This is a genomic window from Sulfurovum sp., from assembly GCF_041551015.1.
Lineage (GTDB): Bacteria > Campylobacterota > Campylobacteria > Campylobacterales > Sulfurovaceae > Sulfurovum.
The window spans coordinates 1-11,222 of sequence record NZ_JBFENQ010000051.1; the positions used below are offsets into that span (position 1 = coordinate 1).

An 11,222-nucleotide genomic window follows, 5' to 3' on the forward strand; every position below is an offset into this window, starting at 1 on the left:
ACTTCTATTTGGCAGGCTATGCAAGAAAAAGAAACATTGCAAGAAGTGTTTGAAGTGTTGTTAGATCAGTATGAAGTTGAACCTGAAATGTTGGAACATGATCTTTCTGATTTTGTGGGGAAATTGCTTGAAAGCGGGTTGATAGAGGTGAAAGAGAATTGAATCTATCACAATACTTAGATGCCGAGGGCATATATTTAGATCCTGAGATCATTGTAAAATTGGAAGGTTTTGCTTCGCTTTTGAATGAGTGGAACCAGATCCATAATCTTACGGGGGCTAAAACCATAGATGCGATATATGTGAATATCGTGGATTCTCTTTACCCACTGACCTTTATAAAACAACCAAAAACACTTTTAGATGTAGGAACAGGAGCAGGATTTCCTGGGCTTGTACTCGCGATAGCACTTCCAGATACCAAAGTAGTATTGGCTGAACCACTTAAAAAACGGGTCTCTTTTTTAAAGTATGCAGCCATAGACCTGGAACTTTCAAATGTCAGTGTAGAGGCTAAAAGAGTGGAGAGTGTAGAGCATGAAGCTTTTGATCTCATCAGCTCACGTGCAGTGACAAATACAAAATTACTTTTAGATCTGACCTCCAAGATTAGTGATTCGCATACAGAGTATCTTTTTTACAAAGGGTCTCGTGTATTTGATGAGATAGAAGATGTACAACATCAGTTAAGATATGATATAGTACAAAAAAACCAACGAAACTACCTCTATATAAAGAATGAAGAATGATCTTAAAACTATTAATATTTGCTATTGCAGCTGTACTTATCTATAAATTTTTTGGAGGGAAACTTCCTACATTTGGGAAAAGCCCACATGAAAAAAAACTTGATGATGATACACTTGTAGAATGTACGAAATGTCATACCTATGTCACTGTGAAAGAGAGTATAATTGTGAACGGTAAGTATTACTGTTCCCCTGAATGTACACCATAAATAAAAAAAGGAGTAATCATGATCATTATTGGACACCCATGGATAAAAAGTAATCGATTTTTTAAAGTTTTTTCTGTCAAAGGAATTGAAAAAAGTCAAGCAGATGATGTAATTTTACTTGAACCTTTAGTGGATTCACATACTCTTGCACAACACTGTCAAGCCAATAACATCCCTTTTGCAGTCGTAGCAAATAATTTAGATGATGCACTTTTTGCCAATGCTTTAGGCGCCAAATATATCATCTGTGAAGAAGATGATGCTTTGATGATCCAGCCTATAGCAAACGAATATCTTTTCGATACACGTGTTTTGGTTCTCATACATAATGAAAAAGAGATAAGTAAGATAGCAAGAGGTGGTGTGGATGGTGTGATCTTTGCAGATGCTATCTATGAAAGCTGATATTCAACGTTATACTCTTACATATATACTGATAGCCTCTAACAGTGTAGTCTATCTTTTTTCTGCACTTCTGAGCCAAAGTCTTAGTGATATGGATATGCAAGTCCTTGTAAATATGGGAGCACTCTTTGGTCCATATACTGTACTTAAGAGTGAGTGGTGGAGACTACTGACTGCAATGTTCTTACATGGCGGAATGACCCATCTTTTGATGAATATGTTTTCTCTCTACATTGTAGGACGTGGTGCAGAGATGTATTTTGACACGAAGTCTTACTTAAGTATTTATTTTTTTGCTGGGATCATCGGCGGACTGGTATCACTTTATATGCATCCAGTCTCTGTGGGGGTAGGTGCATCTGGGGCCATCTTTGGTGTTTTTGGTGCATTGGCAGGGTTTTTCCTGGCACATAGAGACAAGATAGCTTCACACTCTAAAGCGTTCATGAAAGACTTTGGTGTTATTATCGCGATTAACCTTGTGATAGGACTCTCTATACCCTCCATTGATGTAAGTGCCCATATCGGAGGACTTGTAGTAGGTTTTATAGGAGGGTTTGTACTCTCCAAAGATCCAAAATGGATCTTGGTCTATAATACTATGATGATACTACTCATCATGGTCTTTGTTTCATACCTTCCTGATCATTATGCTCAAATATTATTTTAAAGTATTTATACTCTCTTTTTTTCTTATAGGGTGCATGGTTACAGCACCTTTGGTATCAGAAACAAAGATTGCAGAACTCTCTCTGCTTTTACAGTCATTAGACAGTACTATTCCCCAAAGTGAAGCAATGCAGCTTTCTAAAGATATTTTTCATAAAACAGAGCAACTGACAGAAGAGTTTGAACTTACTTCGCCACCAGTATTTCATAACTTTTTAGTCACTGTGGGAGTGCGTGAAAAAGGCCTTTGTTATCATTGGAGTGATGCTTTGTATGCTTATCTCATAGAGAAAAAATATACTTCTTTTGAATTTCATTTGGTTGGTGCGAATATAGGAGAGTATTTTTATGAACATAATGCTTTGGTTGTGGTAGCCAAGGGTGGAAAAGTAGAAGAGGGTATCATCCTAGATCCATGGAGAAATTCTGGAAAGCTTTATTTTTCTAAATTAAAGAATGACTCAGAGTATAGATGGATACACAGACCAAAGAGAGGTTGTCACTAGTTTCTATTCCGCAACAGGTTCTTTTTCCATACCCAATTCACGTAATTCAGCCTCTTCTGCAGCCAATGCTTCTTTCTCTGCATTTGAAAGCGCTTCTTTGGGTTTCACTTCTTCTTGCGGTTCTTCCGTTACTTCTGTTTGGATTTTTTGTTCATTATTTTCTTTATCTGTAGGCTCTGTCTCTTCAGAGATATTACTTTCTTCTTCCAATACTTCTACATTGGTTTCTGTGGGTACTAATTCTTCTTCTGCTATAGCTGTAGTGTGAAGGAGAAGAAAAAAGGAAAATAGGATACTTGAAAATAGTTTAGACATAAGGAACCTCGCTAAAATTTTATAAAATAGTTTACAGCATTTTTTTTAAAATGGCAAATAAATTTTGTCTATCAGCTCTTCATATTCACTTTTTGCATCAGAGTCTATCGTGATACCTCCACCACTTTTATAAAAAAACTGGCCATTTTCATTTTCAATAAAACGGATCATTACACCAGAACGAAGAGACTCTCCATCAAAAACACCAAACACACCTGTATAAAATTCTCTGTCAAAATTCTCTACACGTTTGATGATATTTACAGTACTCTTTTTAGGTGTTCCGCAGATGGAGCCTGCGGGGAGTATTTGACTAAGAAGTGTGCCTAAATTATCTTTCCAGTCAGTAGGAAGTTTTGCTGTGATCTTGGAACTTATTTGCAGGAGTTCTTTTTTACCCGCTTTGATCTTCTCGACATAACGAAACTTTTCCACTTTGACGTTTGTACCGATGATTCCCAGATCATTACGCATGAGATCCACTATCATGACATGTTCTGCCATCTCTTTTTGGTTAGACAAGATCGTCTCTTTGGCATGAGGCAGATGGGCATCTATGGTTCCCTTCATAGGGTATGTAGCTATGGTATTGTCTTCTATCTCTACAAAGCGTTCTGGAGAGAAACAGATAAATTCATTTTTAAAATAGAGTTTGAATTTGGCTCTGGCACAGGTGAAAATCTCTTTAAGTGTGAGACTACTCTCTACGGGTGTTCTAAATGTGAGATTGAGCAGATAGGTGTTGCCGGAATGTATCTCTTCAAGTACTTCATCGAGTGCTTTTTTATACGTGTCGAAGTCAATAGGAGATTTAGAGAAGGTAAAATCTTTTGTACATTTTTGTACAGGGTAGTTACGCCAATCTTCTAATTTATAGAAAATGTCATCATTTAAGTCATCAAGTGGCTGTGCAAATATTTTGTCACAGTCAAAAGATGTGATAAAAAGAAAAGGGGTACGTGCTTTTGAGAGTTTGTCTATCTCTTCAAACCCCTCTTTTTTATGTAACCACAAAACAAATATCCCCTCTTATTTTAATAATGTCGATGCGAACGCCCTTGAAAGCGAAGCGATTCGAGAGTAGCGACGCTTTTTGCTTACTTTTTCTAAAAAAGTAAATAAGAAAACGAAATTATGTAATAAAAACTACAAAATCAAAAAAATACTAAGAATCCAAAAGCAATAGCTTCAAGATAGCCATACGCATATAAACCCCATTTTTAACCTGTTCAAGCACTTTACATCGTGGATCTTCAAGCATGGCATCAGAGATATCTATATTTCTCATTACCGGGCCAGGGTGAAGCACTAAGATGTCTCTGTCCCCTAAAAGCTTATGATCGATACAGTAGTGTTTCGCATACTCAGCATAATCATCAAAGATAGGTGAAGCATGACGTTCCAATTGTGCTCTAAGTGACATGACAACATCCACTTTGTCCAGTACATCTTCAAGTTTTTCGTATTGAGGCAGATCACTTTGGGGCATAAATGGTTTTGGTGCAACCAAAATGACATTCATACCCATACGTGTAAGTAGACGAATACCTGAACTGGCCACGCGAGAACTAACGATATCACCAACAATAGCAATAGTTCTACCCTGAATGTCACCATTAAAATGTTCAACCATGGTAAAGAGGTCAAGAAGCGCTTGTGTAGGGTGTGCATAGTTACCTGCACCAGCGTTGATAACAGAGGTCATTTGCATATCGGCTAAGATTCCGGGTGCATCATTTTCAGAGTGACGGATGATAACGCCATCTGGTTCCATTGCACAAAGGTTTGCAAAGGTATCCTCCAGGGATTCCCCTTTTTTGGTAGAACTTTTACCCGGGTCAAGGTGTACCACTGCAGCACCTAGTCTCTTTGCTGCCACTTCAAAAGAACTTCGTGTACGTGTAGATGCTTCAAAGAAAAGGGTAATAAGCAGTTTATCTCTAAGCAGTTGAGATGGACGTTGCACTTTAAAAGTTTTAGCATCATGAAGTAGTTGTTGTATTTGTGTGTCAGAAAAGTTGCTGGTGTCTACTAAGTGTTGCATATACTGCCTTGTAAATTTAATTTTGTCATTATATCTAATAGCTGCTAATAAACTTTTTTATTCCTTTTTCAACACTCCACCAATTGGGGAATACTTCATCATAAAAAGGTTTTGTCACTTCATCAAAACTGTCGCTGTCCTCAAATAGATTTACACACCAGTCAAATTCTATTTCACGGGACTTTAACGCTTCCATTGAGAGTAATGTATCGTTAATACATCCTAATCTGCTTGGAGTGACTAAAAGTACTTTAGCTTCCAGTTTTTTAGCCAGGTCGATCATCATAAAATCTTTTGTGACAGGTACCATAAGACCGCCGGCACCTTCGACTAAAAGTATGTCACAGAGTTGTGAGAGTTCTTGGTATTTTTCTATGATCTTCTCAATGACTATCTCTTGTTTGGTATCTGCACAAAAAGGGGCTGCAGGAAGAGGAAAAGTGTATGCTGTGATATCTTCTGGTTTGAGGTCATTGAATTTATTGTTTACCTTCTGACAAACTTTTAAGAGTAAACTTGCATCAAGAGGCACAGTGGCAACACCTGTTTCGATGGGTTTAAATACACCCACGGACAAACCCTTGGAAGCGAAGGCTTCAATGAGTTGTGCAGTGGTGTGTGTTTTTCCTATGTTTGTGCCAGTGGCGGTGATGAAAAGTGGTTGCACTTGCATTTCTCCGTTTTTTTTGTATAATAGTATAGAATAATTTATGAGGATTTTAACATAATATGCCAAAGTTTGAAGAAGAGTTAGAGCTAGATTTAGAGTTGCACGAACCACAGATGTTTAAAGTGTTTCTACACAATGATGATTATACAAGTATGGATTTTGTGGTAGAAATACTTATGGGTATTTTCCATAAGACACATACCCAGGCAGAACAGATCATGTTGCAGATACATGAAAAGGAGAAAGCCGTATGTGGTGTATACAGCTTTGAAATAGCACAAACTAAAGCACAGCAGGTCAAGCAACGTGCCAAACAAAATGGGTTTCCATTACTTGCAACCATTGAGGAGGATAGTTAATATGATTAGTATTGCATTGAACGATGTATTTAAAGATGCTGTAGGGTACGCTAAAGAGAACAGACATGAATATTTGACAGTAGAGCATGTATTCTTGTCAATAGTGAGAAGTGCAGCAGGACAAGAGATATTTTCTATACTTGATGCTGATCTTAAGAGGTTGGAATCTGGTATCGTTGAACATATTACAAAGACTATCCCCTCATTGAAAGAAGCTGTAGAACCATTTGAAACTGTGGCACTTTCTCGTGCAATCAATGACATGATGACACATATACACAGTTCTGGAAGAACAGAAGCCAGTATAGGTGACATGATAGCAGCGATCTTTATGCAGGAGCATTCGTATGCAGTCTATCTGATGAAAAAAGAGGGTATAGCACGTGTAGATATACTTGAGGTTATCTCTCATAGGTACGATAAATCAGATGATACTACAAAAGAGGAAAAAGAAGAACAGACACTTTTGGATCAGTTTACCATAGAACTTGTATCATTGGCTAAAACAGGAAAGATAGATCCGGTAGTAGGGCGTATAGAAGAGATAGAGCGTGTGATGCAAACGCTCTGTAGACGTAAGAAAAACAATCCTCTGCTTGTAGGTGAACCAGGTGTGGGTAAAACAGCTATCGCTGAAGGACTGGCATTGAAGATTTCGGAAGGTGATGTCCCCGACATACTCAAAAGTTCAAAAGTATATGCATTGGATATGGGTGCATTGGTCGCCGGTACGAAATACCGAGGTGATTTTGAAAAGCGTCTTAAAGGTATCATCAAAGAACTTACTGCACAGGATGATGCCATCTTGTTTATTGATGAAATTCATACCATGGTAGGAGCAGGAGCAACCAGTGGTGGAAGTATGGATGCATCTAACTTGCTTAAGCCCGCACTGGCTCGCGGTGATTTGAAGTGTATCGGTGCAACGACCTATGCAGAATTTAGAAACTTCTTTGATAAAGATAAGGCACTGAGTCGTCGATTTGCAAAAGTAGATGTAGAAGAGCCAAGTATTGAAGATACGATGACGATCTTACAAGGGATCAAACATAAGTATGAAGCCTATCATAACATCACGTTTACAGATGAAGCACTTCAATCTGCTATCGATCTTTCTGTCAAGTATCTGCATGATAGATTCTTGCCGGATAAGGCGATGGATATCATTGATGAGGTAGGTGCGCACTTTATGCTTAGAGGCCAAGAGGGTGTAATTGTCCAACCTAGAGATATTGAAGAGAGTGTAGCGAAGATCATGAAACTGCCTTCTACAGTGATAGGCACAGATGATACAAGAAAACTTAAATCACTGGAGAAAGACTTAGCTTCACATATCATCGGACAGGATGAAGCGATCAGTGCATTGGCAACGGCCATTAAACGTTCCTATGCAGGACTTAATGCACCAAATAGACCAATAGGAAGCTTCTTGTTCGTAGGTCCTACTGGGGTAGGTAAAACAGAGCTTGCGACTCAGCTTGCTAAAACGATGCATGTGCATTTTGAAAGATTGGATATGAGTGAGTATATGGAGGCACATACCATTAGCCGTTTGGTCGGTGCACCTCCAGGGTATGTCGGATATGAGCAGGGCGGATTACTGACCGAGATGATCAAAAAGCATCCGCATACGGTCTTACTTCTTGATGAGGTCGAAAAAGCACATCCGGATATCATGAACATTTTACTTCAAGTAATGGATGGTGCGAAGTTAACAGATAACAACGGTGTGGTCTCTGATTTTAAAAATGTGATACTCATCATGACATCAAACATAGGTACCAAAGAAGCCAATGTCATGGGATTCAATAAAGATACTTCAATGAAAACAGACAAAGCACTGGCATCTTTCTTCTCTCCGGAATTTAGAAACCGTTTAAGTGCTACCATAGAATTTAATGCACTAGGATTGGATGCACTTGTTACCATCGTAGATAGAGAGTTAGATAAATTAAATCTATTGCTTAAGTCTAAGAAAGTCAAAGTGACCTTAACTAAAAAAGCCAAAGAGTATTTGGCCAAAGAAGGCTACGATGAACGTTATGGTGCCAGACACATTGCACGTGTGATAGACGCAAAAGTAAAAGAAGCACTGACCGATGAGATACTTTTTGGAAAGCTTAAAAAAGGCGGTTTAGTCAAAGTGACCTATAAAAATGAGAAATTAGATTTTTTATTTGAAAGTAAATAAATGGCTTCAATGTTTGAGGAGGATAACTATTTTATCCCCCCACTGAGTAAGTACTCTACTGAATTCCCTGATCCACGTTCAGCTTCAGATGAAGGTCTTTTGGCCTATGGAGGGGACCTCTCTACTCATAGATTGATCAGTGCATACAAAAAAGGAATATTCCCCTGGTACAGTGAAGGTGATCCTATACTCTGGTGGTCACCCAACCCGCGACTTCTACTCTATCCAAACAAGTTCAAAGTACGAAAATCTTTTAGAAGGGTTTTACGTTCTGGAAAATTCACTGTGACGTTTGATGAGAGATTTTCAGAGGTGATCAGATATTGTGCTACGGTTTCTAGAGAAGGACAAAATAGTTCTTGGATCGTCAGTGAGATGATAGAGGCCTATATACGTCTGCATGAAGAGGGTTTTGCACACAGTGTAGAGGTCTATAGAGAGGGAGAACTTGTAGGTGGACTCTATGGTATTGCTCTAGGAAAAGCATTTTTTGGAGAGTCAATGTTCTCTTTGGTTCCTGATGCATCAAAGGTTGCTTTTAAAGCACTAAGTGACGTTTTAGGCAGGAGAGGTTATGATTTTATAGATTGTCAGATGAAAACAGACCATATGATCGGTTTAGGGGCGGAAGCAGTTGAGAGGTCACTCTTTCTAGATGCACTAGAAGAGGCGATTGAAAAACCTATGGATTTTGGCTCATGGCAGCATTTTAAGTGGGAGTATGAAGATGGTAAATAGAGATATAGGGTTTTCATTATGGTTGGACTTTGTCGAGAGAGATTTTCTTAAAAATGATTTTTCAGCATTGATTGAAAAGGGTGTTATTAATGGTGCCACAAGTAATCCGTCTATTTTTGCTTCTGCGATTACGACATCTCCTGCCTATAAAGAGCAGTTGGCGTCTCTTTCAGGAAAAAGTCCAAAAGAGAAGTATGAAGCACTGGCTATAGAAGATATTCGTACTGCTGCGCAGGCATTAAGACCTTTATATGATGAAGGAAACGATGGATATATCTCCATAGAAGTCGATCCTTTCCTTTCAAACGATACAGAAGGTACGGTTGCCGAAGGTAAAAGACTCTTTGATGCTATAGGTGAGCCCAATGTGATGGTAAAAGTACCTGCGACGGAAGCAGGATATGATGCCATGACCCAACTGCTAAGTACAGGTATCTCTGTCAATGCCACACTTATCTTTTCACCTAAACAGACACAAAAATCTCTTAAAGCTATGAAAAAAGGGTTGGATTGCTTTGAAAAAGATGGTGGGTTGAGAGCAGAAGCGGTGATCTCTGTTTTTGTAAGCCGTTTTGACAGATTACTGGATGATGACTTAGAAAAAGAAGGATTAACTGTTTCCAAAACGGGTATTTACAATGCAGCAAAGATTTACAATCTCATCGAAGCGAACCACACACCTAGTGTTCGTACCCTTTTTGCAAGTACAGGTGTCAAAGGTGATGCTTTAGCAGCAGATTACTATATGAGAGAACTGCTTGCGCCACATTCTGTCAATACTGCACCACTTGCAACAATAGAAGCATTCATCACTAAAAAAGCACCGGCACCTAAATTCCCTTTGGAAGAGAGTGATATTAACGGCTATTTCACAAAATTAGCTGATAATGGATTTAATATGGATGAAGTGTATAGCCAACTCTTAAAAGAGGGACTTGAAGCATTTGAAAAAGCATTCCAAGAGATGCTTGACAGTTTAAAATAAATAACATCTCAAAGGGATATCATGGAAGAAAAGCTCAAGCTCTATCTTAGAACAATGATCAGTAATAGTGGAAGTGACCTTCATCTTAAGTCAGGCTCCCAAGTCAGAGTACGTGTACATGGTGTACTAAAAGTATTGGGTAAAGATGAGCTGACTGCAGAGATGATGGACAAGTTGGCTCAGGAAATCACAACAGCAGATCAATATGAAAAATTACAAACAGACAGAAACCTGGATTTTTCTTATGTGCTGGGAGATGAAAATAGATTTCGTGTAAATTTCTTTTTTCAAATGGATGGTTTGAGCGCGGTTTTCCGTATTATTCCAGTGAAAATATTGACACTGGATGAACTGAATTTACCGCCTGTGATCAAAACATTTGCACAGATACAAAGAGGTCTTGTACTTGTAACCGGAGTTACAGGTTCTGGTAAATCAACGACTTTGGCAGCTATCCTAGACAAGATAAACAGAGATCAGAAAAAACATATCATTACAGTTGAAGACCCTATAGAATTTGTACATAAAGATAGAGGTTGTTTGATAAACCAAAGAGGTATAGGTCCGGATGCACACTCTTTTTCTGATGCACTAAGAGCAGCACTCAGAGAAGATCCGGATATCATACTTGTAGGAGAAATGAGGGACTTGGAGACGATTGATATCGCGCTTCACGCAGCCAATACGGGACACCTTGTTTTTTCAACACTGCATACATTGGATGCAAAAGAGACGATAGACAGAATTGTCGGTATGTTTGGCAATGAGGAGCAAAACCGTATTCGTATGTCTTTGGCATCTGTTCTTGAAGGTGTTATTTCACAAAGACTTATTCCTACGAAACGTGGAGGAAGAGTTGCGGGAATAGAAATTCTTAAAAAAACAGCAAGGATCGAGCAACTCATAGCTGAAAATAGAGATGCAGAGATCCCTGATGCTCTGTTTGAAGGGAAAGAGATCTACGGTACGCAGACCTTTGACCAGGCACTTTTAGACATTTTACGTAGAGGTGAGATCACAGAAGAGGTAGCACTTGAGTATGCAACAAACCCATCAGATATGAAACTTAAAATGCAAGGGGTTGGAAAAGGTGCGATTGTCGATGAACATGCCCATGAAAAAGAGCTTGATGTCTTTGGCTTTAAAGAGGATGAAGAATAATTTAATACAAACTGGGTATAATTCGCGTCTATTTTACTAAATGAAGCAATTGATTGAGTAAAAAATTATACACAAGTAAAAAAGGACAAATATGTTAGAAGGTATCGTTAGAGAGAGTATCGGTAAGCGTAATGCAAAGCAGCTTAAAAGAGATGGTTATCTAATCGCAAACATTTATGCAAATGGTGTTGAAAATATCAACGCTGCATTTAAACGTGGTG

The 11,222-nt window shown here is 38.6% G+C and carries 15 protein-coding genes and 1 pseudogene; 12 read left to right on the forward strand and 4 right to left on the reverse strand.

Annotation, left to right across the window (positions count from 1 at the left end):
• Positions 1-6: 6 nt before the first annotated feature.
• From ABZC96_RS04810 to ABZC96_RS04835, 6 genes are read left to right on the forward strand one after another with little or no spacing between them, the layout of a single operon-like run.
• The gene (locus ABZC96_RS04810; protein ID WP_373029487.1) at positions 7-162 is read left to right on the forward strand and encodes a PqqD family protein; all 156 of its coding nucleotides are present in this window, start codon (positions 7-9) and stop codon (positions 160-162) included.
• Positions 159-749, forward strand: coding sequence for a 16S rRNA (guanine(527)-N(7))-methyltransferase RsmG (rsmG, locus tag ABZC96_RS04815; protein WP_373029468.1), 591 nt, complete (start codon positions 159-161; stop codon positions 747-749). Before ABZC96_RS04810 ends, rsmG begins: the two co-directional genes overlap by 4 nt.
• Positions 746-958 carry a PP0621 family protein gene (locus tag ABZC96_RS04820; protein WP_373029470.1) on the forward strand — a complete coding sequence of 71 codons (213 nt, stop codon included), beginning with the start codon at positions 746-748 and terminating at the stop codon, positions 956-958. The genes rsmG and ABZC96_RS04820 overlap by 4 nt, the downstream gene beginning before the upstream one ends.
• 18 nt (positions 959-976) lie before the next feature.
• Positions 977-1,363, forward strand: a complete 387-nt coding sequence (locus ABZC96_RS04825) for a hypothetical protein (RefSeq protein ID WP_373029471.1) — start codon at positions 977-979, stop codon at positions 1,361-1,363.
• Complete coding sequence (locus tag ABZC96_RS04830; RefSeq protein ID WP_373029472.1) at positions 1,344-2,033, forward strand: rhomboid family intramembrane serine protease; 690 nt, start codon at positions 1,344-1,346, stop codon at positions 2,031-2,033. Before ABZC96_RS04825 ends, ABZC96_RS04830 begins: the two co-directional genes overlap by 20 nt.
• A 34-nt stretch (positions 2,034-2,067) precedes the next feature.
• On the forward strand, positions 2,068-2,538 hold the full coding sequence (locus tag ABZC96_RS04835; protein WP_373029474.1) for a hypothetical protein: 471 nt from the start codon (positions 2,068-2,070) through the stop codon (positions 2,536-2,538).
• Between the two features lie 3 nt (positions 2,539-2,541).
• Here ABZC96_RS04835 and ABZC96_RS04840 read toward each other — a convergent pair whose 3' ends face one another.
• The 4 genes from ABZC96_RS04840 to bioD form a co-directional block, all read right to left on the reverse strand.
• A complete protein-coding gene (locus tag ABZC96_RS04840; RefSeq protein ID WP_373029476.1) occupies positions 2,542-2,853 on the reverse strand; it encodes a hypothetical protein in 312 nt (103 codons plus the stop codon).
• A 45-nt stretch (positions 2,854-2,898) separates the two neighbouring features.
• Positions 2,899-3,867: an aminodeoxychorismate synthase component I gene (locus tag ABZC96_RS04845; protein ID WP_373029478.1), complete on the reverse strand. Its 969-nt coding sequence runs from the start codon at positions 3,865-3,867 to the stop codon at positions 2,899-2,901.
• Positions 3,868-4,018: 151 nt separating this feature from the next.
• On the reverse strand, positions 4,019-4,897 hold the full coding sequence (locus ABZC96_RS04850; protein ID WP_373029479.1) for an aspartate carbamoyltransferase catalytic subunit: 879 nt from the start codon (positions 4,895-4,897) through the stop codon (positions 4,019-4,021).
• A 34-nt stretch (positions 4,898-4,931) separates the two neighbouring features.
• Complete coding sequence (bioD, locus tag ABZC96_RS04855; RefSeq protein ID WP_373029480.1) at positions 4,932-5,570, reverse strand: dethiobiotin synthase; 639 nt, start codon at positions 5,568-5,570, stop codon at positions 4,932-4,934.
• Between the two features lie 56 nt (positions 5,571-5,626).
• Here bioD and ABZC96_RS04860 point away from each other — a divergent pair, with 56 nt between their 5' ends.
• From ABZC96_RS04860 to ABZC96_RS04885, 6 genes and pseudogenes are all read left to right on the forward strand, one after another.
• Positions 5,627-5,926, forward strand: a complete 300-nt coding sequence (locus tag ABZC96_RS04860) for an ATP-dependent Clp protease adaptor ClpS (protein WP_373029481.1) — start codon at positions 5,627-5,629, stop codon at positions 5,924-5,926.
• 1 nt (position 5,927) lies between these two features.
• A complete protein-coding gene (gene clpA / locus ABZC96_RS04865) occupies positions 5,928-8,117 on the forward strand; it encodes an ATP-dependent Clp protease ATP-binding subunit ClpA (protein WP_373029483.1) in 2,190 nt (729 codons plus the stop codon).
• Positions 8,118-8,855, forward strand: a complete 738-nt coding sequence (aat, locus tag ABZC96_RS04870; protein ID WP_373029485.1) for a leucyl/phenylalanyl-tRNA--protein transferase — start codon at positions 8,118-8,120, stop codon at positions 8,853-8,855.
• Positions 8,845-9,840, forward strand: a complete 996-nt coding sequence (locus ABZC96_RS04875; protein ID WP_373029489.1) for a transaldolase — start codon at positions 8,845-8,847, stop codon at positions 9,838-9,840. Before aat ends, ABZC96_RS04875 begins: the two co-directional genes overlap by 11 nt.
• 21 nt (positions 9,841-9,861) lie before the next feature.
• Positions 9,862-11,001, forward strand: a complete 1,140-nt coding sequence (locus ABZC96_RS04880) for a type IV pilus twitching motility protein PilT (RefSeq protein ID WP_373029486.1) — start codon at positions 9,862-9,864, stop codon at positions 10,999-11,001.
• 91 nt (positions 11,002-11,092) lie between these two features.
• A pseudogene (locus ABZC96_RS04885) lies at positions 11,093-11,222 on the forward strand (50S ribosomal protein L25); the annotation flags it as partial.